Here is a 25,805-nt window from a genome sequence, read left to right on the forward strand (position 1 = left end):
TTCATCAGGTATTCGCACTCTCGTCACAATCCGTAAAAAGTGCAAAAGGGGACATTATGCGTAGCAAGTTGAAGACTGGATCCGGCCTTGGCGTTATCGCCGTTCTGCTGTGGGCGACCCCCGCCATTGCGCAGACGGCCGATGGGGCCGACGGCGCCGATGGCGGGAACGAGATCGTGGTGACCGCGCAAAAGCGCGAAGAGCGGCTCCAGGATGTTCCGATCTCGATCAGCTCGCTCGGGGGCAAAAAGCTCGATGCCCAGGCAAACGGCGGCGTCAGCGAAGCCTTGCGCTCGGTCGCCGGTGTCTCGATCACCAACTCGCCACAAGGCGGCGGGACGCAGCTCACGATCCGCGGTGTCGCCGCGAACGGCGCGACGCTCGCGGGATCGAGCACCTCGGCCTTCTACATCGACTCGGTTCCCTTCGGCCTCGTCAAATCCGCGATCCTGCCCGACACCAACGCCTATGACATGTCGCGGATCGAGGTGCTGCGCGGGCCGCAAGGCACGCTTTATGGCGCCAACGCGCTGAACGGCGTCGTTCGCGTCCTCACCAACGACGCCAATCTCGATCGCTTCGAACTCAAGACCCGCGCCGGCATCGCCGCGACCGAAGGCGGCGACCAGAGCTATCGCGGCGACCTGGCGGTCAATATCCCGCTCGTCGAGGGCAAGCTCGGCCTCCGCGTCGTCGGCGGTTTCGAAAGCGCCGGCGGCTGGATCGACCAGCCCGCACGCGGCGTCAACAACGCCAACGACAGCCGCTCGCGCAGCGTCCGCATCAAGCTCAACGGACAGCCAACCGACGACTTCAGCTTCGGGCTGTCGGCATGGATCTCGCGCATCGATCAGGATGCGCCCGCCTATGCCAATGATGACGGCAACCAGCTCACCACCGTGCCGCTGCCACAGAAGCTCGACTATGACGCGTTCAGCGCCAAACTCGGCTACGACTTCGGCGCGTTCGAAGTGTCGAGCGCCACCAGCTACCTCAAATTTTCAAACCTCAGCGAGCGCGACTATACCAATCTCGCCGCGAACCAGACGCTCCACACCGAAATCAGCTCGAAGGTCTTCACCGAAGAGCTACTGATCAATTCGACGGGCGACGGTGACTGGCGCTGGTCGGCCGGGGGCTTCTACCGCGACGCATCCGACCTTCTGAACCAGACCTTGTTCGTGCTTCCCGCGCCGATCAACTTCAAGGACAAGTCGCGCTCGTTCGCGGCCTTCGGCGAAGTCACGCGAAGCTTCATGGATGGCACGCTCGAAGTCACCGGCGGGCTGCGCTATTTCAAGGATCGCGTGACCCAGATCGAGCTCACGCCGACCACGGGCAACCCGGCACAGCCGCTCGCGCGCCGCACCGACACTTTCGATGCGGTGACCCCGCGCGCGGTGATCACCTGGCTGCCGAGCCGGCGGTTCACCGCCTATGCGTCCTATTCGCAGGGCTTCCGCAGCGGCTTCAACCAGAGCCCGACGATCATCCGCACCGCCCCCGGCATCCCGCCCGTCAAGGCCGACCGCCTGTCGAACTATGAAGTGGGCACCAAGGGCAGCCTGCTGGGCGGCGCCCTCACCTTCGATGCCGCACTTTATTATATCGACTGGAAGGATATTCAGCAGAATCTGAACGTCGATATCAACGGCGTCGTCTTCGCGGCATCGGTCAACGGACCGAAGGCCAGCGGCCTCGGCGCCGACCTTGGGCTGACGGCGCATCCGGTCGAAGGGCTCGACATCGGCGGCACCTTCAGCTGGAACGGCCTCGATCTGTCGGGTCCGATCATCACGCAGACTGCGAATGGTCCGGTCACCCTCTACAAAAAGGGCGACAGGCTCGCCTTCTCGCCCGAATATACGGCGAGCGGCTTCCTCGACTACCGCTTCCCGGTCGGAGGCGCCGGACTGAAGGGCATCGTGTCGGGATCGCTGACCTACCGCTCGAAAATCCCGGCGCGCCTGCTCGTCGCGGGCGCGGCGCGGAGCTTCATCAGCGATGCGCCCTTGCTCGCACGCGGCAGCATCGGGATTGAATCGCCCGACAAGTGGACCGCCACGCTTTACGCCGAAAATATCGGCGGCTGGGACGGCATCACCCAGCCCCCGACGGATATCAGCCAACAGTATCGCGTGCGTCCGCGCACCTTTGGCCTGCAGTTCGAATTCCGTTATTGAGTCGCTCATTGGGGGCCGGAGCAATCCGGCCCCCTGTTCAAAAGGTTTGCCCGTGCCCTCCCCGGATACCAATCGCCCGTTCCCCGCAGCCGAGCCGGTCGAAGCCCGGGTCCGCGATTATTTCGAGCGCCTCTATCGCCCCGGCGCCGCGCAATTTCATGGCATAGTCCATGTCTCGGCGAACCCGGCGAGCGGCGTCATCGCCTTCTCGGGTCCGATGATGCGCGCCGGCGGCGGATTTCCGGTCACCCGCATCGGTCTTCTCGCCCCCGACGGCGCGGTTACGCTTCTCGGCAGCGATGCCGCGAACGACAGCCAGCCGCAATGGTCGCCCGACGGCGCCCGCCTCGCCTTCCTGTCCGACCGCAACCATGGCGCGGGCAATTTTCAGCTGATGATCGCATCGGCCGCTGCGCCTGACGACGCCACCGCGCCCGCACCTGTCGCTGATGAAGCAATCGAGAGTTTCGTCTGGGGGGCGGATAGCCGCCATATCCTGCTCCAGAGTGCCGATGCAGGCGCCGATGCCGCCGGATCGGCGGCGACCGCGCGCATCGGTGACCGCGCCAGCGAACGCCCCTCGTGGATGCCGACCGTCGAAACCGGCAGCCACGACGGCCTGTGGCGTCACGCGCATATTCTCGACGTCGAAAGCGGCACCCTCGCGCGCATCGGCGCCGACGGCCAGAATGTCTGGGAGGCCGACTGGTGCGGCCCCGACGCGATCGTTGCGATCATCTCGGCCAGCCCGACCGAAGGCGGCTGGTATCAGACCGAAATCGCAATTGCCCCCGCTGCGGGCGGCGCCTTCGCACGCTTCGCCGCGCGTGAAGTCGAACTCGCGGGCGTGACGGCATCACCCGACGGCAAGACGATCGCGGTGATCGAAGGTCGCTTCCACCGCACCGTCCAGCTCGGCTCGCTCGTCCTTTATGATCGTGCGACGGGCGCGGCGCGGGAGCCCGCTATCGATGCGCAGGTCTCCGCGCTTACATGGCGCGACGCGAACCACCTCTTCTTCGCCGGCTTCGCCGCGCCCGGATCGGTTGCGGGGACATTAGACATCGCGAGCGATACCACCACCATCGAGTGGCGTGCTTCGGGCACTGCGGGTCGCAAGGTACCCTATGCGGTTCCAGAAGGGCATGATGCGGTCCTCGTCCCCGGCCATGCCTTCGACCGCTATCCCTATCTCGCACGCTCAACCCCGGCAGGCGAGCAGATGCTGCTCGACCTGACCCCGCCCGATCTGGCGCCGATCCAGGCGCGGATGAAACCCGCCGAGGCCGTGCGCTGGCAGGGCCGCGACGGGCTCGACATCCTCGGCTATCTCGCGATGCCCAAAGGGGTCGAGCGTCCGCCGCTGGTCGCCTTTATCCACGGCGGCCCCTCGCACCTGTTCCGCGACAGCTGGTCTTTCGACAACCCGCTCGCCGCGCTGCTCGTCAGCTCGGGCTATGCGGTGCTCTTCCCCAACCCGCGCGGCAGCTCGGGCCGCGGGCTCAACTTCGCATCGCGCGTCATCGACGACATGGCGGGCGAGGACGCACACGACATATTGGCGGGCATCGACCATGTCATCGCCAACCACCCCGTTGACGGCAGCCGGCTTTTCGTCACCGGAGGGAGTTACGGCGGCTTCATGACCACCTGGCTCGTCGGCCAGACGCCGCGCTTTCAGGCGGCGTGCGCGATCGCGCCGCTGACCGACATGCGCAGCCAGTATTTCACCGCGCACCATCCTGAATTCCTGGCGCTCTATTCGGGTGGCGATCCTTATGACGTGGGCGGCACCTTCGACCAGCGGAGCCCGCTGGCGCATGCAAACAAGGTGACGACGCCGACGCTGCTCATCGCAGGCGAAATGGACAAGACCACTCCGCCTGCGCAGGCGGTCCAGTTCCATCACGCGCTCGTCATCGGCAACGTGCCGACCGAACTCATTCTCTATCCCGAAGAGGGCCACGCCGCCGCGCGCTATGAAGCGCAGATCGATCAGGGAACGCGCGTGCTGCGCTGGTTCGCACAGTGGGAAGGCCGCAATGGCAGTCGCTAGTCCGGCCCCTGCCGCACAGGGCGGCGGCGCAGCGCATCTTTACACACCTGCACGCCGCTGGACCTTCCTCGCGATCCTGTTCCTCGTCGGCGCGTCGAGTTCGATCGACCGTGTGGTCATCTCGGTGCTGCTCGAACCGATCAAGCATGAATTTCAGGTCTCCGACACACAGCTCGGCCTGCTGAGCGGCCTTTCCTTCGCTTTGCTCTATTCGGCATTCGGGTTGCCGATCGCGCGCTTTGCCGATCGCGGCAATCGCAGGAAACTGATCGCCGTCGCAATCTCGGTCTGGAGCGTGATGACGGTGTTATGCGCCGCGGCCGCCAGTTTCTGGCAGCTCCTGCTGGCGCGTATCGGCGTGGGGGTCGGAGAGGCCGGCGCAACCCCGCCCGCCCAGTCGCTGATCGTCGATTATTTCCCCACCGCGCAGCGCGCCCGTGCCATCGGAATCTTCGCGACATCGGGAACCGTCGGTTATCTGATTGGCCTTTCTGCGGGGTCGCAACTCGTGGCCGCCTATGGCTGGCGTGTAACGCTCGTCGCTTTCGGTCTGCCCGGGCTGCTCATCGCTGCGCTTGTCTGGTGGATACTCGACGAACCGCGTCAGCGTGTCGACGCCACAGTGCCGCGCGGCGGTACCGAGGATTTCCGGACCTCGGTCGGGCGCCTCGCCGGAAAGCGGTCGTTCGTGCTGATGCTCGCGGGCTTCACTCTCTATCATTTCGCCGCTTACGGCTCGCTCGTCTTCGTCCCCTCCTATCTCGTGCGCGTCATCCAAAGCCCGATCGAGCAGGCCGGGCTCTATTATGGCGCCACCTCGGCGTTCGCGGTGCTGGTCGGAAGCCTCGCCGGCGGCGCGATCCAGGATGCGCTATCGCGGCGCGATCCGCGCTGGATCGTCCGTTTCCCGGCAATCGCATTCGGCCTCGCGGCCGTGCCCAATTGCGCGATGTTCCTGATCGACGACCTTCCCACCTTTCTGATCGTCAGCACGATCGGCGGCATCTTGCTCTACGCTGCCCTGCCCGCCGCCTTCGCCGCGATCCATGCCGTGTGCGGCAGCGCGCGCCGCGCGACCGCAATCGCGGTCGTGCTCTTCTTCGGCAACCTGCTCGGCTTCGGGCTTGGCCCGGTGATCACCGGCGCCCTCAGCGATCATTTCAGTACAATCCACGGCCCCGGCGGGCTGCGTTATGCGCTGATCATCGTGATGGCGCTGACGGTTCCGACCGCATTGTTCTTCTACCGTGCAAGCGGCAGGGTGGCCGAGGATCTGGAAGACTGAAGCTGGTGGTCGCGGCTCAGCCGCGGCCGTTCAGCGAGAAATCGGCGGTGCTCGCGCCCGCGACAAAGGTCTTCATCCGCTCGCGGAATTCATCCGAATGCTCATATACGAGCCGCTCGGCTTCGTCCGCGTCACCGCGGCGGATCGCATCGATCATCTGGTTGTGCTGATCGATAACATCCGAATAGCTGAGCAGCGCAGCGCCGTTCTGGCGAAAGGCGAGCAGCGACAGCCGCATCACCCCGCGCAGCATCTTCGAGCAGTCGGCGGCGAGGAACCTGTTCCCGCAGGCCTGATTGATCGCATCGTGAAAAGCCCAGTTCGCCTCGACGATCAGGCGCGGATCGCGCGTTTCGCTGGCGGCCGCGAACTCGCGGTTGCGCTGTTCGAGCAGGTCGAGATGATGCGGCTGACGGCGGAGCGCCGCCCAGCGCGTTGTCGCACGCTCATAAAGCTCAAGCGCCTCAAGTACCTGCGGAACCTGATCGAGATCGAGCGGCGCGACACGCGCGCCGCGGTTAGGCGCCAGCACGACGAGGCTGTCGGACGCGAGCCGGATCAACGCCTCACGGATCGGTGTGCGCGAAAAACCCAGCTCGCGGCTGAACTGGACTTCGTCAAGTTCGGTGTTCGGCGGCAGGTCGAGGTTCAGTATCTGCTCGCGCAGCAAGGCATAGACCTTCTGCCCCGAGGACTGGCGGGCAATCTCGTCGCCTATGTCAAGGGCTTCCACCGGTTCGGCGGCTTTGACGGATCTGGTTCGGGCTGCGCACATTGCCGATCTCTACTCCGCATGGGTCATGGCAATCAACCTCGACATGAACCGCGCGCCCGCTTCGATCTGCGCGACCTCGATATACTCGTCAGGCCGATGCGCCTGAACGATCGAGCCCGGACCGCAAATCACCGTCGACATACCCGCGGTCTGGAATTGTCCCGCCTCGGCACCATAGGACACCGCGCCCGCTGGCGTGGCGACTTCGCTCAACAACGCCGCAAGCCCTTCGGCCGTCCCCTTCTCCTCGCGGCGCAGCGGGGGCACCTCTGCGATCGCCCGCACCGTAATGCCGGTTTCTTCGCCTTCGGCCTTCAGCCGCATCCGCGCTGCCTCCACCGCCGCCCAGAAAGGCTCCAGCACGGCCTCGAGGTCCCGGTCGGGCACGGTGCGCAGGTCGAAGGTGAACCGGCATTCGCGCGCAAGAATATTCGCGGCCGTTCCGCCTTGAATCGTCCCCACGGTCAAGGTCGACCAAGGCGGCTCGAACCGCGCGTCGCGATGATCGGTGCGCTCGCTGTCTGCGATCCGCCCAAGCACACCCAATATCTCGATCGCGATCATGTTCGCCGACACGCCCTCGTGCACCAGGCTTGAATGCGCCTCGCGCCCCGTGACGACGACTTCGTAGAGGCGAATGCCCTTGTGGCTGTTGATAATCGCCATTTCGGTCGGCTCGCCGACGATCGCCGCGACCGGGCGATGCCCTTCGGCCACCAGCGCATCGATCAGGTCCGGCGCGCCGAGGCACCCGATCTCCTCGTCATAGGAAAAGGCAAGATGGACCGGTCGCGTCATCGTGCGCGGCGTAAGATAGGGCACCGCCGCGAGCGCGAGCGCGATGAAACTCTTCATGTCCGCGGTGCCGCGTCCGTAGAGCCGCCCTCCATCCTCGACGAGCGTGAAGGGATCGCGGCTCCACGGCTGGCCTTCCACGGGCACGACATCCGTATGCCCTGACAGCACGAGACCGCGTGCTTCCGCCGGGCCGATCGTCGCGAGCAAATTCGCCTTGCTGCCGTCGGCGTTGGCGATCCGCCGCGCGGCGACGCCATGCCCGGCCAGATAGTCTTCCACATAGTCGATCAATGCGAGGTTCGACCCGCTCGAAGTCGTATCGAATGCGATCAGGCGGGCCAGGATTTCGATCGCCGATGCGGCGAGCTCCGGGGCCAGATTATCGTCGCTCCGCGGCGCGCCGGTCATCCGATGCGCCCTTTTGCAGCGCGCTCCGCAGGCGGCGTGGAAGACCGGCGCGCGCATCGCGTCCGCGCGCGTCGTCCGAAACCCTCTTTCATGAAAAACCCCTGTTGCGTATGTCGATGACTAATTAATGTATACACATTGTATTATTATCGCCGGGGGTCAATAGGAATTGCGATGAAATACGGTCGACGTGCGGGATGATATGGATGTGAAATTTCGTGTAGCGCCGGGCGAGGCGGACGCGACCGACAAGGGCCCGGCAATTCGGGAGGCTCTTCATCTGGCGTTTGGTAATGGCCCGTCAGGCCTATTCGCGCACAAATGTGTCGCCACCAAGGTCCATGGTGGCAATTGCTCCATCCGGCGCGAAGGTGAACCCGACCGGGGTCTGGCCCAATATGCTCATCTGCCCGGGACTATCCCACCGCGCCTTGAACATATCGCTATGGTCATGGTTGAGCACGGCCGTTGCCTGCGGACGTGCGAGCTTGAGTTTGCCGTTGACCAGCGTAATCGCAATCCGACCGAGCAGAGCACTCGAATAGGTGCCGGCATAGCGATCGAGCGGCAGCCGCGTAGGCGCAATGGTCGCCAAAGCCGGCGCAGCCGCTGCCTTTTCACGCGCGATCCGGACCGCCTCGTCGGCCTCCCGCTTCATGACGGCGCTATGATTGACCACAGGACCACCCAGAAAGGCATCCAGCACGCGCAGTTCGACGGCCGTGGCCAGCTTCGTGCGCAAGCCGTTGGTCAGCACGACCACGCCGAGCCTCCTTTCGGGTAGCATCGCGACCATGCTCTGCATCCCGTCGATCGCCCCACTATGCCGGACGACCTTTTGTCCGCGATACTCCTGCACGCCCCAGCCGAGCCCATATTCATTGAACTTGAAGGTTGCGTCCGCTCCTCCGCCCGTGATGATCTGACCGCTATGCATTTCCGCCAGCGTCGCGGGCGCGATCAGCTGCGCGCCCTCGAAACGGCCGCCGCCCAGTTGCAGGCGCACCCACTGCGCCATGTCGCGCGCGCTGGAATTGATCACACCTGCGCCGCCGACATTGTCGATCATGCGATATTCGACCGGTATCACCTTGCCGTCGAGCAGCGCATGCGGGGTTGCGACATTGGCCAGCCCCTTGAGGGCCGTGATGCTGGTGCTGGTGCGGCGCATGCCAAGCGGCCCGAAGATGCGATCGGCGATGAAGCGGTCAAAGCTGATACCGGTCACCGCGGGGACGATTTCGCCCGCGACGATGAACATCTCGTTCTGATATTGATATTGGTTGCGGAAACCGAGCGTTGCGGTCTGGAAGCGCAGCCGCCGGATGATTTCCTGCCGGTCGAACCCCGATCCGTACCAGAGCCCCCCGTTGGTGACGACCCCGGTGCGGTGCGACAGCAGGTCGCGCACGGTCACATGGCGGGTGACATAGGGGTCGTGCAGCTCGAACGACGGCATATAGTCATGCACCGCGCCATCCCAGCCGATCTTCTTTTCGTCGACCAGCATGCCGAGCGCCGCCGCCGTAAAGGCCTTGGTCGCCGACCCGATCGCAAAGACGGTATCGGCGTCGACCTTGCCGGGCTTGCCGCTCTCGCGCACGCCGAACCCTCTGGAATATATAATCCGGTCGTCCTTGACGATCGCGATCGACAGACCCGGCACCTGCCACGTCTGCCGAGCGTCCTCGATATATTCGTCAAGTCCTGCGAGAGCTTCTGCCGTCGTGGGCGATGTGACGGACGGCGGAATCGGCGTCTCCGCCGCGGCCGGAGCGGAGGCCGGGCCGGCGAGCACGGCAAAACTTGCCGCGGACAGGACGAGATGTCTCAATCGCCTATTCGAGATCATGATGCATGCCCTTCCCAGAAAGCAGAAATTTCCAATTTGAAAATATTTTCATATCTGGACATAATTGCCCGGAGTGAAAATTGTCAACGGCCTACCATCCTTCATTGCGGGATCAGAGCCGGCGCACCGAAAAGCGTTTGGTTGTCCGGCAGTTGACGAGATCAGGTTGGTAGAAGCCTGATCGGCAGGCGGCTTGCGGCTGCAAACAGCCGTTTGCGGACTGGCCGCCTTGGGGGTGGCCACTGGCGATATCGGACATCAGCTATGTTACAGAGCCAAGGACGTGGACGGACGATCTCGGCCGTCCGTTGACGCAGCCTGAGCACCCGAAAACAAGCGTTCGATTGTGGACCGAAAGGCGCCTGTGCGATTCAATGTCGCCATGGTCAAAGGCGAGATCATAATCCACGACGCCACCTTGGCCGACGCTGGGGAGATCGCCGCAATTCACTGCGCAAATTCGGTCGAAATGTCACCGGTGCGACGCCAGCGGCAATAACCACGCCGCCGCGTCAGGCTTGGCAAGGTCGATCATTCGCGTCGGGGATTTCCCGTGCCGCTTGTCCCACCGTTTCTCCATCAGGAAAAACCAACTGCCTTCCAAAAGCTTGGCTTTCTCCGGAGGCTCTCGGAAGCTTGGGGGTGACCCCCTTGGTGGACAGGGCTGGATTCGAACCAGCGTACGACAACGTCGGGCAGATTTACAGTCTGCTGCCTTTAACCACTCGGCCACCTGTCCATTGGGGCCCGCTTTGGGAAGTGGCCCAATGGCGAAACGAGGCTTGCCTGTCAATGGCAGTCATGGGAAAGGCGCGCGCATGAAACAATTTTCCCGTCACCGCCGCCCGCAGGCGTCCGGCCCACGCGGCCAGGCCATCCGTTTCTGGGGCCGTCACGCCGTTTTCGCCGCGCTCGCGAACCCCGAACGCACCGTGAAACGCATCTGGGGCACCCGCGAAGCCCTGGGTCAGCTCGACCTGCCGCCGGTGATTCCCATCACCTATGCCGACGTCGCCGACCTTGCGCGCCTCGTCGCGCGCGATGCGCCGCATCAGGGTCTCGTCATCGAAGTTGATCCGCTCGAGGAAATCTATCTCGGCGACCTGCTGCAGCAGGAAGTCGATGCCGAGAGCCGGCGCCCGCTCGTCATCCTCGATCAGGTCACCGACCCGCACAATATCGGCGCGGTGCTGCGTTCGGCCGCGGCGTTCGATGCCGCCGCGATCATCACGCAGGATCGACACAGCCCGCCCGAAAGCGGCGTCATCGCGCGTTCGGCCTCGGGCGCGCTCGAAACCGTGCCATGGATACGCGTCGTCAACCTGTCGCGCGCGCTGGAGGAAATCGCCGAGGCGCAATATTGGCGCATCGGCCTGATGGGCGACACCGAAACGACGCTGGGCGAGATACTCGACGGCGGTAAGGTCGCGTTGGTGCTCGGTTCGGAAGGCGACGGCATGCGCCACAATGTCATGGAACATTGCGACGTGCTGGCGAAACTCCCCATCTCGCCGCGGATGGAGAGTCTCAACATCTCGAACGCTGCCGCGGTCGCGCTCTACGCGGTCGCGACGGCAGGATCATAACGCATCGTCATTGCGAGCGAAGCGAAGCAATCTCCAGCTATCGACCACATCTGAGTCGATAGCTGGGGATTGCTTCGTCGCTAAGCTCCTCGCAATGACGAGCGTTTTTCGGAAATCAATCTTCCGCGGCGATCCGGACGCGAAGGCCGTCGAGCGCGTCGCTGAACGGAATCTGGCACGACAGGCGCGAACTGTCGTCGCGATCGGTCGTCGAATCGAGCAGGTCGTTCTCGTCCTCGCTCATCGCGGGCATCGCGCTCTTGTCACCACCCTCGATATGGACGTGGCACGTCGCGCACGAGCAGCAGCCGCCGCACAGTGCGAGCAGCTCGTCGAAGCCCGCATCGCGGATATTCTCCATCACGGTCAGGCTGGTGTCGCCCTCGATCTCATGCTCGGTCCCGTCACGCGTCACCACAATCAGCTTGGCCATGCTCGTCCCTCATAGGTTCTTTGTTGCAGGCGCTATGTCGTGCGTTGCGCGGCAAATCAAGCGTTGCTAATGACTACTGAAAGAACAAATGGAGAATATGCGATGGGCCTGAGCCAGGATCAGCTGAACGCGGGGATCGACGCACTGGCGGCGCGCGACGCGAACTTCGCGCGGGCGCTCGGTAATGCGGGCTATCCCGAACCGCGCATCCGCGAACCCGGCTATACCACCCTGCTCCGCACGATCGTCGGCCAACAGGTCAGCGTCGCCGCCGCGAATTCGATCTGGAACAAGCTGGAGGCCGGCTTCGGCGAAGGATGCCCGGCTGAGGTGATGGCCGCCGCGGAATTCGACGCGCTGCGCGCCTGCGGCCTCTCGGCCCAGAAACAGGGCTATGCGAAGAGCCTCGCGCAGCTCGTCATCGACGGTGAGCTGAAATTCGACGCCCTGCCCGCCGACGATGAGGAGGCGATCGCGCTGCTCACCAAGGTCAAGGGCATCGGCCGCTGGTCGGCCGAAATCTACCTGCTCTTTGCCGAGGGGCGCCCCGACATCTGGCCCGCCGGCGATCTCGCGGTGCAGGAAGCCGTCGGCCGCATCCTCCAGCTCGAAGCGCGCCCGAGCGAGAAAGCCGTTCGCACGCTCGCCGAACCCTGGCGCCCGCACCGCGGCGCCGCCGCGATCTTCAGCTGGCACTGCTACAATATGGATGTGATCTGATAAGGCGGCCGCGAAACACCGAACGGAGATTCGCATGACCAGCACCCGCGATATCGTCACCGCCTATTATGCCGCTTTCAATGCGGGGGACACCGATGCGATGCTGGCGTTCGTCGCCGACGATATGCGTCATGACGTCAACCAGGGCGAGCCCCGCCAAGGCAAGGCGCTGTTCGCCGAATTCAACGCGCATATGACGCGCTGCTACCGCGAGCAGCTCACCGACATGGTGATCTTTGCCGAGGGTGACCGGGCGGCGGCGGAGTTCATCGTGAGCGGCACCTATCTCGCCACCGACGACGGCCTGCCCGAGGCGAACGGCCAGACCTATCGCCTTCCCGGCGGCGCCTTCCTGTCGGTGAACGCCGACGGCCTGATCGACCGCGTCACGACCTATTACAATCTGCAGGACTGGCTGAAGCAGGTCGGCGCGTGACGATCCAGATCGCGCCGGTCACAGGCGCGGGGCTGGCCGAGGCGCTTCCCGCTCTCGCCCGCCTGCGCATTATGGTCTTCCGCGACTTTCCCTATCTCTACGACGGCGACGAGGCCTATGAGTCCGCCTATCTCGCCGGCTTCGCCGCTTCGGAAGGTGCCGTCATAGTCGTCGCGCGCGACGGAGCCGGGATCGTCGGCGCCGCTACTGCCGCGCCGCTGGCGGCGCAGGACGCGGCATGGCAGCAACCCCTCGTTGCCGCGGGATTCGACCTCGCGCGCACCTTCTATTTCGGCGAATCGGTGCTGCTGGACGGCTATCGCGGCCAAGGCATCGGCCACGGCTTCTTCGACCACCGCGAAGCACAGGCCCGCGCGCACGGCGCCTCGCACGCCGCCTTCTGCAGCGTCATTCGTCCTGAGGACCACCCCGCCCGCCCGGAAGGCTACCGCCCGCTCGACGCCTTCTGGCGCGGCCGCGGCTATGCCCCGCTGGCCGGCGTGACCGCCACATTCGACTGGAAAACGGTCGAGAGTGCCGAAGAAGAACCCCACCAACTGCAATATTGGACCCGCGGGCTTTGATCTTAGGCAATGGCCTAACCACGGATGACCGCTAACGACCGGTTGCGGACATAATAGTCTATAGCCATGATCATGGCATGGGAAAGAGCTTAAAAATCTTTGGTGGCATAGCGCTGCTCATACTCGGATTGCTTGTGGTGTTGCTAGTCCTTAGCCGGGGACGTGACGGTGGTGCGTCTGATTTACCCCGGAAATGTGCACCCTCATTTGGTCTCACTGAAGCAGAGCAGAACTTTTCCACAACGAGCGCTAGTTACCGCGCGGCGGTGAAGGCGTTACATAGCCTACGTCAGAATATGAAAGTTGATATTGGGGATATTGCTGATTTCTGCGGGTACAAAGTTGAGAACTCTAGAACCTGCTATCGATTCATAGATGTGGATCATGGGTTGGGGCATCGGGTTTGCATTCGGGAAACCGACGGCAAATTTTCCGCGTACGAGCTCGAAATATAGAAGTCGCACGCATGGCATCCATGCCCGCTTTCCACCCCATTTGCGTCGTCGGCCGCCGATCTGGACGCGATGGCAGGTAACGACCGTTTGCGGACGTCAGGGCATTGCGCTCTTTTGTGCGTGTGACCGTCGTTTCAACTCGGGGGTTATGAGAGTCAACACCCCAAGGCCCATGGTCCAATAAATGTAGCTGTTCAGTCCTTCATAGCCATCTAGGCGCAAAAGCAGCAGAGTGGCGAAGCTACCGAGCAAGAAAAGTCGCATATGTTCAAGAAACTCAACAAGTTTCGTCACGGCTTGCTCCATTTGCGAATAGCCCCATTCGCATATCACAATCTCAATGCGAGGTGAAGCAGACGAACCGCTCTCCACCCCGAAACGGCCCGTCGTCCGGCGCTCCAAAACACAGCCAATAAAAAAGGCCGGGTGGATCGCTCCACCCGGCCTTTCAATCTCTTGCGAGGCGAAGCTCTTACTTCTTCGCAGCCGCTTTCTTGGCCGGAGCCTTCTTCGCAGCAGCGGGCTTTTCCTCCGCTTCGGCCTTCGGCGCCGCGGCCTTCTTCGCCGCCGGCTTCTTGGCGGGAGCTTCCTCGGCCTTGGCTTCTTCCTTCACCGCGTCCTTCTTGGCGGCCGGCTTCTTCGCGGCGGCCTTCTTGGCGGGCTTGTGGTCGTGGTCATGGTCGTGGCCGCAGCCCGGGCCATGGACATGATCGTCGTCGGCTTCGATCGCGGCTTCGATTTCTTCGCGCGTCACTTCGCGGTCGGTGATCTCGGCCTTCTCGAACAGGAAGTCGACGACCTTGTCCTCATACAGCGGGGCGCGGAGCTGCGCGGCGGCGAGTGCATCCTGCTGGACATATTCCATGAAGCGCTGGCGGTCTTCAGGGCGATACTGCTGCGCGGCCTGCATGATCAGGCGCTGCATTTCCTGGTTCGACACCTGCACGCCGTGCGCCTGGCCGATTTCCGAGAGGAGCAGGCCCAGACGGACGCGGCGCACCGCGATCGCATGATATTCGTCGCGATCCTTTTCGAGTTCGGCCTTCGCAGCCTCGACGTCGGCTTCGTGCGACGCTTCATGCTCGAGCTGCTGCCAGATCTGGCCGAATTCGGCCTCGACCATCGTCGGCGGCACGTCGAAGTCGTGCGCCGCGGCGAGCTGGTCGAGCAGCTTGCGCTTCATATAGGTGCGGGTCAGGCCGTTCAGTTCCTGCTCGACCTGATCCTTCATCAGCTCTTTCAGCTTGTCGAGGTTTTCGAGGCCCAGCGACTTGGCGAATTCGTCGTCGATCTTCGACGCGGCGGGAACCTTCACTTCCTTCACGGTGATCGCGAATTCGGCGGGCTGGCCCTTGAGCGTCTCGACCGGATATTCTTCCGGGAAGGTCACCTTGATCGTCTTTTCGTCGCCGACCTTGGTGCCGACCAGCTGGTCTTCAAAGCCCGGGATCAGCTGACCCGAACCGATTTCGACCGCCATGTCCTCGCCCGTGCCGCCGTCAAAGGCGACGCCGTCGACGCTACCGGCGAAGTCGATGATGACCTGATCGCCCTGGGCGGCCTTCTTCGTCTTCGGCGCGTCCTCGAAGCGCTTCATCTGCGCCGCGAATTCCTCGATCTTGGCCATCACGGCCTTGTCGTCGGCGGGAACGGTCAGGCGCTCGAGCTTCAGGCCGTCGATCGAGGGCGCTTCGATGTCGGGCAGAACTTCAAGGCTGACGGTCAGCTCGGCATCCTTGCCGCGCTCATAACCGTCGGCGAGCGCAACCGCGGGCTGCAGCGCGGGGCGCAGCTTGTGGTCGGCCATCAGCTTCTGGACGCCCTGGTCGATCGCCTTGTTCAGCGCGTCGGCCGACAGCGCGTCGGCGTGCATCTTGCGGATCAGGTTCGCGGGAACCTTGCCGGGGCGGAAGCCGGGCATGCGCACGGTCGGTGCGATCGCCTTCACTTCGTCGTCGACGCGCGCGTCGATGTCCTTCGCGGTGATCGTGACGCGATATTCGCGCTTCAGGCCTTCGTTCAGCGTTTCGACGGTGTTCATTGCCTTGGTCTTATCCTTGCTCAAAATCTCATGTCCGAACCCCGCCTGACAAGCGAAGTTCCCCATTCCCGGTCTCTGCTCGCGAAGGTGGTGCGGGCGAAGGGACTCGAACCCCCACATCTTGCGATACTGGTACCTAAAACCAGCGCGTCTACCAATTCCGCCACGCCCGCTCAGAGCTTCGGCCGGGATGCACGACATCGCGCGCTGCCGCGCACGCCCGTGCGGGCCGCGCGGGGCTATAGCAGAGACGCGGCCAAGGGCAAGGGCACAAAGCCCCCTTTTCCGCCCCGAACGCGGGAGGCGGAACATGCCCCGCGCCCGTTCGTTGGTTAATCAAGGAGATTGACCATGACGAACACCCCCGACCCGTTTCCGAAACCGAAGCCCGACACGATCGAGCCGGCAGCCCCGCCCGAGCAACCGGTGCAGCCGGCGCCGCTCGAAGATCCCGCCGGCCAGCCGCAGGAAATCCCCGGCAGCCCCGGCGGCGGCGACTTCGACGCCCCCGGCCGCGGGCCAAGCGAAGTGCCGCCGCAACAGGTTTAGCTTGCCAGGCCCTTGACCCGCCCCCTCCCCCGCCGCCACGATGCAGGCGGGGAGAGATGCCATGAAATCGATCATTACTGCGGTCGCGCTGGCGCTGGCGGCCACGTCCGCCGCCGCGCAGGACACCATCCTCTATCGCGGCGGCCCGATCGTCACGATGGACGGCGACACGCCGCAGACGGTCGAGGCGGTCGTCACCCGCGATGGGCATATTCTTTTCGCCGGCTCCGAAAAGCAGGCGCGCAGACAGGCCGGCAAGGATGTCGCGGTCCACGACCTAAAGGGTGCAACGATGCTGCCCGGCTTCGTCGACGCCCATTCGCACTTCGCGGTCGCCATGCAGATGGCGGGCGGGCTGGATCTTCGCGACGGCGGCCTGCCGCCGGTCACCGACATCGCATCGCTTCAGCGCACGATCGGCGACTATATCGTGCGGCAAGCGATCCCGAAGGACGGCTGGGTGATCGTCTGGCAATATGACAATGAGTCGCTCGCCGAAAAGCGTCACATCACCCGCGCCGAACTCGACGCGGTCGCCGCCGACCGCAAGATCGTCGTGCTGCACCAGTCGCTCCACGGGCTCGTCGCGAACAGCGCCGCGCTCGCCGCCGCGAAGCTTGACAACGCCAGCCAGCCGCCGCCGGGCGGCATGATGCTGCGCGACGCCGACGGCCGTCTGAACGGTGTCCTGCTCGAAAAATCGACCTTCCTGATGCTCGCCGCGATGCCGCAGCTTTCGCCCGAGCAAAAGCTCGCCCGGCTCGATGCGGCGCAGCAGCGCTATTTCGCCGAGGGTTATACCCATGCGCAGGACGGTGCGACGATGCCCGCCGATCTTGCCTTTTTCACCAGCCCCGCGGCGCGCGATCATCTGAAGATCGATCTCGCCTTGCTCCCGCTCTACACCGGCCTCGACGCCCTGCTCGCGCGCCCCGACGTCCGCTTCGGCCAATATGACGGCCATGTGAAGCTGCAGGGGATCAAGGTCATCCTCGACGGATCGGTGCAGGCGCGCACCGGCTATTTCACCCGCGACTATGCGCGCGGCGGGCCCGACGGCGCGCATCCGTGGCACGGCGCCCCCGCGATGGATCAGGCCGCGTTCGACCTGCTCGCCAAAAAGGCCACCGACCGCCACTGGCAGCTTTTCGTCCATGCGAACGGCGACGCCGCGATCGACATGGCGATCAGGGGCTTCGACGCCGCAGGGATCAAGGCCGCGGACGACCGCCGCCCCGTCGTCATCCACTCGCAGTTCCAGCGCCGCGAGCAGCTCGTGGACTACAAGCGCATCGGGGTCGCCCCCTCCTATTTCTCGAACCACGCCTGGTATTGGGCCGACGTCCACCGCACCAATTTCCCGAAAGACGTCGTCGATTTCATCAGCCCGCTCCGCTCGGCGCGCGCCGCCGGGCTGATCCCGTCAAACCACAGCGATTTCAGCGTCACCCCGCTCGACACGCGCTTCATGCTCTGGACCTCGATGGCGCGTGTGTCGCCGACCGGCGTCGTCAGCGGCCCGGACGAACGCCTCGGCGCCTATGAAGCGCTGCAGGCGCTCACGACCGCCCCCGCATGGCAGGCGTTCGAAGAGGATCGCAAGGGCCGGATCAGAGCCGGCCTGCTCGCCGACTTCGTCATCCTCGACAGGAACCCGCTGACGACGCCGGTGGACGGCATCCGCAGCATCAAGGTGCTCGAAACGGTGAAGGAAGGCCGCAGCGTCTGGAAGGCCAAATGATCGCGCCAGACTGGCACCAAATCCGGCCTGCGATACCGCGACCGGTGTATGGCGTGCGACGCATTCCTGCTATGGTCGGCCGGACAACAACAGGAGTATTGCGATGCGTCCGCCTCTCTTCTCCCTTCTCCTCCTCACCGCCGCGCTCGCGCCGCTGAGCGCTGCGGCGCAATCGGCACCCGACGTCGCCGATCTCGCCGGCGCACGCGCTGCCGGCGGCGAAACGCAGTTGCTCGCACGCGGCTACGCATCCCGCCGCTCGACCGTCGTCGGCGATCAGCGCTATACCTTCTGGTTCAACGCCCGCACCGGCCGCTGCCTCTCGGTGTCAACAGTCGATGGCCGCTATGGCGCGCTGATCGCGGTGCCCGCCGAGAATTGCGATGCGGGCCCTTCGTCAGGGGGTTATGCGCCGCCGCAGCCGCACAGCTATGCTCCGCCCGCCGAGCCGGGCTACCGCGACGCCAGCTCGCTCATCCTCGTCTGCTATGGCGGCGGCAACCGGCCGACCGTAACGACGCGGCCCGACTATCAATGGAATTCGCACAAGGACCGCTGGGAGTGGCGCGACCGGCTCGACAGCAGCAGCGAGAGCTTCAGTTCGGACGTCCAGATCGAACTCTACGGTGGTCAAGGCCGCATCCAGCTGGGTCCGAAACTGGTGCCGCCGATCCATTCGGGCGACGATCATGGCTGGTGGGAGCTCGACAATGTCGTCGTCACCGCCGACACGATCACCGCCAGCTATCGCCTCAACGGCCTCAACAAGCCGAAAATCAAGATCGACCGCCGCTCGGGCCTCATCAACATCAAGGGCATAACCGATTTTTCGGGCCGCTGCGATGCGGGTGACTGGGGCGCGGGTCAGCGGCGCTTCTGACGCCGCTGACCCACATGATCCGATTTACGGCGTCGGCGTGGTCGCCGGCGCAGCGGACTCCGGCACCTGCGGCAGATCGGCTGCGGCGGGCGCATTGACGGCCGCAGGCTCGGCCTTCAGATCGACGATGCGGTCGCGGTCATAAGCAAGCACGCCCGGGACCGGCGGCATGCGGGCGATCGTGATTCCGTAAACATTGTCGAGCTTGCCATAGGCACGGAAATCCGCCTGCTCGTTCGGATATTTCTTCAGGATTTCGGGAAGCCCGAAGGCCAGCGGGCCATATTGGCCAGACAGGCCCGTCGGGCGGTACAGCCCCAGCTCGGATCCCGACGTCGGCCCCGATGCCGACGGAAAATCTGGGTCGAGCCCCGAACCCACGAGGAAGAAATTGCCCGCGTCGGTGATGACGCCCCGCTTCACATCGAACGCCACCGTTCCCATGCAGTAACAGGCACCCGCCGACGCGCCATTCGCGGCCATCCAGACCGGCCCGTAATAGGCATAGCGGCCGGGCTTCAGCTCCATCAGATAGCTGTATTCCTCGACGTCCTTGCCCTTGGCAAAGACGAACTGCGGGCCAAAGCTCACCGCGCCGCGGAATTCGATCGGTCCGATCGAGAAATTTTCCTCGGTGGGTTCGACGGGCTTTTCATAGCGATACTCGCGGCCCTCCTTGCGGGCGGTTCCCGCGCGATGATACCATCCCGCCAGCTTCGACGGATATTTGGCCTTCACCTTGGCAAAGGCTTCGGCCCAATCCTTTTCATAGTCTGCGATGGTCTCGGCGTCGGGCAGGCGCAGGATCATGCCCATCTGCCGAACCGGCCCGCGCACGAACAGATAGCCGCTTTCGGCGTCGATGGACGCCTTGCCCGACAGCAAATTCTTTTCCTCGACGGCCTGCGCGGAGGCGAGGCCCGGCAACGTGCCCAGCGCAAGGGCGGCCGCGGCGATTGCTATCTTCATCATTTCGGCAACACCTCCTGCTGCGGCTTGGCACCCGACGCGACGCGCGCCTGCTTCATCAGATAGCCGGTGCGCTTCTCGCCCTCGACGCGGCCATTGCCTTCCTCGAATTGGAATTGCTGCCACAGCTCGCGTTCCATGCCGTATCGTGCATAGCCCTTGAACCCCATGCAGTTGCGCATGTTGATACGGCGCAGCCGGCGGCGTTCGGCTGACCCGAAGATGGCATCGGCGACCGCCGATCCGATGGCGCCGCCCGCAACGCCCGCCAGCCCGTATTGGGTGGCATAATAATTGGCCATATAGCTGTCGCCGCCGGCATAATAGCTGATGCCGCTCGACAGCGAGTCGCACTCGCTGATGTCGGCAAAGGCCGTATCGAAGTCGGTGCCTTCGCGGTGGAAATAGAAATATTTGTCGTAATCCGCGGTCATTTCCGGCGTCTCTTCGAACGCCAGCACCGGCATTTCGACCGCGGCAATCTGCTCGGCGGTAAAATGCCGGATCGCTTTCGGTGGTTTGATCGCCTGCGCGTGGACCGCAACCGGCAACGCCAGCAGCATCGCTGCCGCCGCAAATCGTCTCATCATATGCCCCTCCCCCTTGTGGCGACAATTGCCGCCGCAAGGGGGTTTAGGCAAGCGGGATTTCAGCCGCTTTTCAGCTGGCTATTGCCAGTCTGGCACGATTGCGGCCGTCGGCCTCAGCCCAGCGCCTTCTTCAGCAGTTCGTTGACGACCTGCGGGTTCGCCTTGCCCTGCATCGCCTTCATCGTCTGGCCGACGAAGAAGCCGAACAGTGCTTCCTTGCCGCCCTTATACTGCTCGACCTTGTCGGCGTTGGCGGTCAGGATCTTGGCGATTTCGGCCTCGATAGCGCCGGTGTCGCTCGTCTGCTTCAGGCCGTCGCGTTCGACGATCACGCCTGCGGCATCGCCGCTTTCAAGCATCTTCTCGAACACCTGCTTCGCAATGGTGCCCGAGATCGTGCCGTCGGCGACCAGCCCGAGCAACTCGCTCGCCTGCGCCGGGCTGACCGGGCAATCCTCGAAGCTCTTGCCGAGGCGATTGAGCGCCCCGAACAGCTCGCTCGACACCCAGTTCGCCGCCGCCGCCGGCTTCGCACCGGTTTCGAGCAAAGTGTCGAACCACAGCGCGCTCTCGACCTCGGCGGTCAGCACGTCGGCGTTATAGGCCGAGATGCCGGCCGCCAGATAGCGCGCGCGCTTGGCGTCGGGCAGTTCGGGCAGGCTGTCGCGGCACTCGGCCAGAAACGCATCGTCGAGTTCGAGCGGCAGCAGATCGGGATCGGGGAAGTAGCGATAATCATGCGCGTCTTCCTTCGACCGCATCGAGCGCGTTTCGTTGCGATCGGGATCGTACAGCCGCGTTTCCTGCACCACCGTGCCGCCGCTTTCGATCAACTCGACCTGGCGCTTCGCCTCGCCTTCGATCACCGCCATCACGAAGCGTACCGAATTGACATTCTTCGTCTCGGTGCGCGTCCCGAACTCGTCGCCGGGCTTGCGCACGCTGACGTTCACGTCGGCGCGCATCGAGCCCTCTTCCATATTGCCGTCGCACGACCCGACATATCGCAGGATCGAGCGCAGCTTGCGCACATAGGCCCCGGCCTCTGCGGGCGAGCGCATGTCGGGGCGCGAGACGATCTCCATCAGCGCGACGCCCGAGCGGTTGAGGTCGACATAGGACATCGTCGGATGCTGGTCGTGCATCAGCTTGCCGGCGTCCTGCTCGACATGGATGCGCTCGATCCCGATCACCTTGTCGGTCGGAATCCCGGCCTTCTCATCGGCTGCGATCGTCAGCGAACCTTCGCCGACAAGCGTATGATAAAGCTGCGAAATCTGGTAACCCTGCGGCAGGTCGGCATAGAAGTAATTCTTGCGGTCGAACCGCGACCATTTGTTGATCTCGGCCTCGATCGCCATCCCCGTGCGTACCGCCTGGCGGATGCACTCGCGGTTCGGCACCGGCAGCATGCCGGGCATCGCGGCGTCGACCAGCGACACCTGCGTGTTCGGTTCGGCCCCGAACGCCGTCGCGGCGCCCGAGAACAGCTTGGCGTTGGAGGTGACCTGCGCATGGACCTCGAGGCCGATCACGACCTCCCACTCGCCGGTTTCGCCCTTGATGCGATAATCGCTCATCTATCTATCCTGCACTTCGATCTGACGCCGACCCATCCGCATTGCGGAGACCCGACGCGATTTCCTGCTCAACCTTGCTCGTCAGTTCACCGCCGATTTCGGCTTCCCCGACGCAACCCCAGCAATCTCCGCCGCAATCGGTCGAAAGCGGATCGCTTTCGACGTTGAGCGGACGCCCGCAAATATTGCAGGCGCTGGAATTGATCACCACCACTTCTCCGCCCGCGCGGTAAAGCCCGCCCGCTCTTCAATCGCCAGCCCGGCATTCAGCACGCCCTGCTCGTCGAATGCCTTGCCGATGATCTGCAGCCCCAGCGGCAGCCCTTCGCGGTTCAGCGCCGCGGGGACCGACATTGCGGGCAGCCCCGCAAGGCTCGCGGGCACCGCGAACACGTCGTTCAAATACATCGCCAGCGGGTCGGCCATCTTTTCGCCCAACCCGAACGCCGCCGACGGCGCGGTCGGCGCAAGGATCACGTCGCAGCTTTCGAAAGCGGTGCTGAAATCGCGCGCGATCAGCGTCCGCACCTTCTGCGCCTGCGTGTAATAGGCGTCGTAGAAGCCCGCCGACAGCACATAGGTGCCGATCATGATGCGGCGCTTGACCTCGGGCCCGAAGCCGTCGGCGCGCGTGGCGGCGTACATGTCCTGCAACCCGGCCTTTTCGGGCAGATCGCGCAGACCGTAGCGCACGCCGTCATAGCGCGCGAGGTTCGACGACGCCTCGGCGGGCGCGATGATATAATAAGCCGGCAGCGCGTACTTCGTGTGCGGCAGGCTGATCTCGACGACCTCGGCCCCCGCATCCTTCAGCATCGCGATGCCGGCGTCCCACATCGCGTCGATGTCGGGGTCGATGCCTTCGAGGCGATATTCCTTGGGAATACCAACCTTCTTGCCCTTGAGATCGCTCGACAATGCCGCTTCCCAATTCGGAACCGCCAGATCGAGGCTCGTCGCATCCTTCGGATCGAAGCCTGCCATATTCTCGAGCATGATCGCGCAGTCGCGCACATTGCGCGCCATCGGCCCCGCCTGATCAAGCGAGCTGGCGAACGCCACGATGCCCCAGCGCGAGCAGCGGCCATAGGTCGGCTTGATCCCGCTGATCCCGACGAACGCCGCGGGCTGGCGGATCGAGCCGCCGGTGTCGGTCCCCGTCGCCGCGGGGCACAGCCGCGCCGCAATCGCCGACGAACTGCCGCCCGACGACCCGCCCGGCGCGAGCGCGGCATTGCCGCCATCCTTGCGCCGCCACGGCGAAATCACATTGCCGAAATAGCTCGTCTCGTTCGACGAGCCCATCGCGAACTGGTCGAGGTTGAGCTTGCCGAGCATGCCGCAACCCGCGTCCCACAATTTCTGCGAAACGGTGGACTCGTAGCGCGGCACAAAGCCTTCGAGCATGTGGCTCGCGGCGGTCGTCTGAACGCCATTCGTCGCGAACAGGTCCTTCATCCCGATCGGCACGCCCGACAGCGGCTTCAGCGTCCCCGCCGAACGGTCGGCGTCGGCCGCCTTCGCTGCGGCGATGGCATGCTCGGGGGTCTCGACGATGAACGCGTTGAGCGCCTTCGCACCCGCGACATTGGCGTTGAACGCCTCGGCGACCTCGACGGCGGAAAAATCGCCCGCGCGGTGCCCGTCGCGGATCTGCGCGACAGTCAGGTTCGTAAGATCGGTCATTATTCGATTACCTTGGGAACGCCGAAGAAGCCGTGCTGCGGCGCGGGTGCATTGGCCAGAATATCGTCGCGGCGGTTGCCGCCGGTCAGCGGATCGGCGTCGACGACATCGTCGCGCAGGCGCAGACTGTTGGGGATCACCGCAGTCATCGGCTCGACCCCGGTCACATCGACCTCGCCGAGTTGCTCGACCCAGCCGAGGATGCCGTTGAGTTCGCCTTCCATCGCGGCGGCTTCCGCATCGCTGATCGCGATGCGCGCCAGTGACGCGATCTTCCTTACCGTTGCCTGATCGATTGCCATTCATCTTGCCTTTGCGGGAGAAGCTGCGCCGCTAGCATCCGCGCGCGCAGGCTTCAAGGTAGCGGCCGAAAAACCGCTCCGAAAACCGCACCCGCTTATTCGAAAAGCCCGCCCATCGGCTTGCCGTTCACAAAGACCTGCCGCCGCTCGACCGTCCGCACCTCGATCGCCCCGCGCTGCAGCTCGTCGTCGGTCAGCGCGCCGGGCCCGTTGGCCGGACTGAAGGCGTTATAATCCTCCGACCATTCGCCGCTTTTCGCGTTACGCACATACAGCTTCACATATTTCCCGCTTCCGACCACCGCGACACGGTCTTCGGTTACCGCATAGGCGGCGCATGGCGACGTCCGGCACTGATCGTCCGCCTCGAGCGCCTTGTAGAGCGCCGGCTCCAGCGTGCGGCCCGCTGGAAGCGCGCGGACCTTTTCTTCGATCGGTTTCGCCGCAAAGGTGAGTTCACCCGTGTCGGCATCGCCGCCTGCGACGTTCAGATCCCAGCGATCCTTCGCCTTCAGCGCCCATGCCGCGAGGCGCGCGCGCTCGCGGTCGGGCGATTTCGCAAGATCGCGCAAAACCATCCTCCCGCTCGGCCCGAAATCGAACGCCATCGCCGCCCAGTCGAATTTCTCCGCCTTCACCGTGCCGCTCTTCAGCCGGGAGACCTGATCGCGCGTCGAGATCGCCCCGAAATCGAGGATCGGCAGCGCGAGAAACACCGCGAGCAGCATCAGTCCGATCGCCAGCTTCTGCTGGAAGGGCCGCAGCCTGTCGTCAAAATCCCAGCGCGCGCGCACCACCGACCAGACGCCGATCGCGCCATAGGCCAGCGCGATCATCGCCGCGATCACGCCCCAGATACGCTCGGGGGTCCAGCCATATTGAATCACGCGCAGATGCATCGAGTAAAAGGCGATCACCGCCAGCGGCAGCACCGCGACGACCAGCACCGCCGCCGCGCCGTGCAGCAGAGGGTTCCCCGACCGCTCCTCGCGCCCGTTGCCGATCGCCGCATTGGCAAGCAGCACGGCAAAGGCCGCCGCCGCCATCATCAGCGCCGCGGTCGAAAAGCCCGATGCCCAGAGCTTCGTCAGGCCCGTGCCCGCGAGCGAAAGCAGAAAGATTACCAGCGCCGCCGCCAAAACGGGCGCGAGCACCGACAGGATGATCATCACCAGCTTTTGCAGCGTCGCGACCAGCCTGTCGCGCTCGCGCAGCAGGCCGACCGCGCTGCCGAACGCCGCGCCCGCCAGCATCCAGCCGAACCATTCGTCGTTCAGCAGATCCTGGATCAGGTCGATGCCGATCAGGTGGAACATCTGCCCGATCAGCATCACGAGCAGGAAATTGACCCCGACGTCGACCAGCGCCGCGGCGCCGATCACCGCATCGGCCCACGCATGGCTATGCAGCCGGTCGTACGGCATGTTCCACAGCTTCCAGAAGCGCCAGTCGGCCGCGACGTCGCGCCGCGTCTGGAACAGCGGCGTCGCGACCAGCACCGCCAGGATTCCCGACCAGAACGGCCACTCGAACGGCGATCCGTGCAGATTATTGCCCGCCGAATGCCAGGTAATCAGCCCGATGATCGCGCCCCACAGGATCGCGAAGCCCGCCGCCCAGTGCCAGCGCCGCCGCTCGACGCCGAGCAGGAATACCACCGTTGCCACCGCAATGAAGGCCGCGAGCGCATCGAGCAGCGGCGCCGGCTCGGCCACATGGGGACGATCGACGACCAGATGAAACAGCAGCCCGGCGACCGCGCCGATCGCCGCCATGATCCACGGGCGCCGGGGCCAGGGCGGATCGCTGTCGTCGAGGCGTGCGGAAATGCGGGGCGACTCGGTCGCGGCGGCGCTTGCGGGTGCGTCGGTCATGCCCCACATCTGGGCTTGTTTA

21 protein-coding genes and 2 tRNA genes are annotated in these 25,805 nt (G+C 64.4%); 10 read left to right on the top strand and 13 right to left on the bottom strand.

The window, feature by feature from the left end:
* Nucleotides 1-56: 56 nt before the first annotated feature.
* The 3 genes from ACQY80_RS00225 to ACQY80_RS00235 are packed head-to-tail and all read left to right on the top strand — an operon-like array spanning nt 57 to nt 5,524.
* Nucleotides 57-2,183: a TonB-dependent receptor gene (locus ACQY80_RS00225; RefSeq protein WP_428682468.1), complete on the top strand. Its 2,127-nt coding sequence runs from the start codon at nt 57-59 to the stop codon at nt 2,181-2,183.
* A gap of 52 nt (nt 2,184-2,235) precedes the next feature.
* Complete coding sequence (locus tag ACQY80_RS00230; RefSeq protein WP_428682470.1) at nt 2,236-4,239, top strand: S9 family peptidase; 2,004 nt, start codon at nt 2,236-2,238, stop codon at nt 4,237-4,239.
* Complete coding sequence (locus ACQY80_RS00235; protein WP_428682472.1) at nt 4,226-5,524, top strand: spinster family MFS transporter; 1,299 nt, start codon at nt 4,226-4,228, stop codon at nt 5,522-5,524. The genes ACQY80_RS00230 and ACQY80_RS00235 overlap by 14 nt, the downstream gene beginning before the upstream one ends.
* Nucleotides 5,525-5,540: 16 nt before the next feature.
* Here ACQY80_RS00235 and ACQY80_RS00240 read toward each other — a convergent pair whose 3' ends face one another.
* The 4 genes from ACQY80_RS00240 to ACQY80_RS00255 all read right to left on the bottom strand — a co-directional run bounded on the left by ACQY80_RS00240 (nt 5,541) and on the right by ACQY80_RS00255 (nt 10,096).
* The gene (locus ACQY80_RS00240; protein ID WP_428682474.1) at nt 5,541-6,257 is read right to left on the bottom strand and encodes a GntR family transcriptional regulator; all 717 of its coding nucleotides are present in this window, start codon (nt 6,255-6,257) and stop codon (nt 5,541-5,543) included.
* 51 nt (nt 6,258-6,308) lie between these two features.
* Nucleotides 6,309-7,505: an acetylornithine deacetylase gene (gene argE, locus ACQY80_RS00245; protein ID WP_428682476.1), complete on the bottom strand. Its 1,197-nt coding sequence runs from the start codon at nt 7,503-7,505 to the stop codon at nt 6,309-6,311.
* Between the two features lie 307 nt (nt 7,506-7,812).
* Nucleotides 7,813-9,339, bottom strand: a complete 1,527-nt coding sequence (locus tag ACQY80_RS00250; protein ID WP_428682478.1) for a serine hydrolase — start codon at nt 9,337-9,339, stop codon at nt 7,813-7,815.
* A gap of 670 nt (nt 9,340-10,009) precedes the next feature.
* Nucleotides 10,010-10,096, bottom strand: a tRNA-Tyr gene (locus tag ACQY80_RS00255).
* A gap of 79 nt (nt 10,097-10,175) precedes the next feature.
* Here ACQY80_RS00255 and rlmB point away from each other — a divergent pair.
* The gene (gene rlmB, locus ACQY80_RS00260; protein ID WP_428682480.1) at nt 10,176-10,943 is read left to right on the top strand and encodes a 23S rRNA (guanosine(2251)-2'-O)-methyltransferase RlmB; all 768 of its coding nucleotides are present in this window, start codon (nt 10,176-10,178) and stop codon (nt 10,941-10,943) included.
* A gap of 115 nt (nt 10,944-11,058) precedes the next feature.
* On the opposite strand, the gene ACQY80_RS00265 is transcribed toward rlmB, so the two are convergent.
* Complete coding sequence (locus tag ACQY80_RS00265) at nt 11,059-11,376, bottom strand: 2Fe-2S iron-sulfur cluster-binding protein (RefSeq protein WP_428682482.1); 318 nt, start codon at nt 11,374-11,376, stop codon at nt 11,059-11,061.
* Nucleotides 11,377-11,478: 102 nt separating this feature from the next.
* Between ACQY80_RS00265 and ACQY80_RS00270 the strand changes: the two genes are divergently transcribed.
* From ACQY80_RS00270 to ACQY80_RS00280, 3 genes are read left to right on the top strand one after another with little or no spacing between them, the layout of a single operon-like run.
* Nucleotides 11,479-12,096: a DNA-3-methyladenine glycosylase family protein gene (locus ACQY80_RS00270; RefSeq protein ID WP_428682484.1), complete on the top strand. Its 618-nt coding sequence runs from the start codon at nt 11,479-11,481 to the stop codon at nt 12,094-12,096.
* A 34-nt stretch (nt 12,097-12,130) separates the two neighbouring features.
* Entirely contained in the window at nt 12,131-12,532 is a 402-nt protein-coding gene (locus ACQY80_RS00275; RefSeq protein WP_428682486.1) for a ketosteroid isomerase-related protein, read from the top strand.
* Nucleotides 12,529-13,116, top strand: a complete 588-nt coding sequence (locus tag ACQY80_RS00280) for a GNAT family N-acetyltransferase (protein ID WP_428682488.1) — start codon at nt 12,529-12,531, stop codon at nt 13,114-13,116. Before ACQY80_RS00275 ends, ACQY80_RS00280 begins: the two co-directional genes overlap by 4 nt.
* 927 nt (nt 13,117-14,043) lie before the next feature.
* Here the strand turns inward: ACQY80_RS00280 and tig are convergent.
* Both tig and ACQY80_RS00290 read right to left on the bottom strand, forming a co-directional pair.
* Nucleotides 14,044-15,612: a trigger factor gene (gene tig, locus ACQY80_RS00285; protein WP_428682490.1), complete on the bottom strand. Its 1,569-nt coding sequence runs from the start codon at nt 15,610-15,612 to the stop codon at nt 14,044-14,046.
* 88 nt (nt 15,613-15,700) lie between these two features.
* Nucleotides 15,701-15,785, bottom strand: a tRNA-Leu gene (locus ACQY80_RS00290).
* A 178-nt stretch (nt 15,786-15,963) separates the two neighbouring features.
* On the opposite strand from ACQY80_RS00290, the gene ACQY80_RS00295 reads away from it, so the two are divergent.
* The 3 genes from ACQY80_RS00295 (at nt 15,964) to ACQY80_RS00305 (ending at nt 18,782) form a co-directional block, all read left to right on the top strand.
* Nucleotides 15,964-16,161 carry a hypothetical protein gene (locus ACQY80_RS00295; RefSeq protein ID WP_428682492.1) on the top strand — a complete coding sequence of 66 codons (198 nt, stop codon included), beginning with the start codon at nt 15,964-15,966 and terminating at the stop codon, nt 16,159-16,161.
* Nucleotides 16,162-16,222: 61 nt separating this feature from the next.
* Nucleotides 16,223-17,902 carry an amidohydrolase gene (locus ACQY80_RS00300; RefSeq protein WP_428682494.1) on the top strand — a complete coding sequence of 560 codons (1,680 nt, stop codon included), beginning with the start codon at nt 16,223-16,225 and terminating at the stop codon, nt 17,900-17,902.
* 103 nt (nt 17,903-18,005) lie between these two features.
* Nucleotides 18,006-18,782 (top strand): hypothetical protein, encoded by a 777-nt coding sequence (locus ACQY80_RS00305; protein ID WP_428682496.1) that lies wholly within the window; start codon nt 18,006-18,008, stop codon nt 18,780-18,782.
* Between the two features lie 24 nt (nt 18,783-18,806).
* On the opposite strand, the gene ACQY80_RS00310 is transcribed toward ACQY80_RS00305, so the two are convergent.
* The 6 genes from ACQY80_RS00310 to ACQY80_RS00335 form a co-directional block, all read right to left on the bottom strand.
* Nucleotides 18,807-19,754 (bottom strand): hypothetical protein, encoded by a 948-nt coding sequence (locus ACQY80_RS00310; RefSeq protein WP_428682498.1) that lies wholly within the window; start codon nt 19,752-19,754, stop codon nt 18,807-18,809.
* On the bottom strand, nt 19,751-20,341 hold the full coding sequence (locus ACQY80_RS00315; RefSeq protein ID WP_428682500.1) for a hypothetical protein: 591 nt from the start codon (nt 20,339-20,341) through the stop codon (nt 19,751-19,753). The genes ACQY80_RS00310 and ACQY80_RS00315 overlap by 4 nt, the downstream gene beginning before the upstream one ends.
* Before the next feature lie 113 nt (nt 20,342-20,454).
* Complete coding sequence (gatB, locus tag ACQY80_RS00320) at nt 20,455-21,921, bottom strand: Asp-tRNA(Asn)/Glu-tRNA(Gln) amidotransferase subunit GatB (protein ID WP_428682502.1); 1,467 nt, start codon at nt 21,919-21,921, stop codon at nt 20,455-20,457.
* A gap of 204 nt (nt 21,922-22,125) precedes the next feature.
* Nucleotides 22,126-23,607, bottom strand: coding sequence for an Asp-tRNA(Asn)/Glu-tRNA(Gln) amidotransferase subunit GatA (gene gatA / locus ACQY80_RS00325; RefSeq protein WP_428682504.1), 1,482 nt, complete (start codon nt 23,605-23,607; stop codon nt 22,126-22,128).
* Complete coding sequence (gatC, locus tag ACQY80_RS00330) at nt 23,607-23,909, bottom strand: Asp-tRNA(Asn)/Glu-tRNA(Gln) amidotransferase subunit GatC (RefSeq protein ID WP_242780329.1); 303 nt, start codon at nt 23,907-23,909, stop codon at nt 23,607-23,609. Before gatC ends, gatA begins: the two co-directional genes overlap by 1 nt.
* 95 nt (nt 23,910-24,004) lie before the next feature.
* The gene (locus tag ACQY80_RS00335) at nt 24,005-25,783 is read right to left on the bottom strand and encodes a DUF4153 domain-containing protein (protein WP_428682506.1); all 1,779 of its coding nucleotides are present in this window, start codon (nt 25,781-25,783) and stop codon (nt 24,005-24,007) included.
* Between the last annotated feature and the right edge of the window lie 22 nt (nt 25,784-25,805).

Source organism: Sphingopyxis sp. (genome assembly GCF_965279755.1).
Taxonomy (GTDB): domain Bacteria; phylum Pseudomonadota; class Alphaproteobacteria; order Sphingomonadales; family Sphingomonadaceae; genus Sphingopyxis.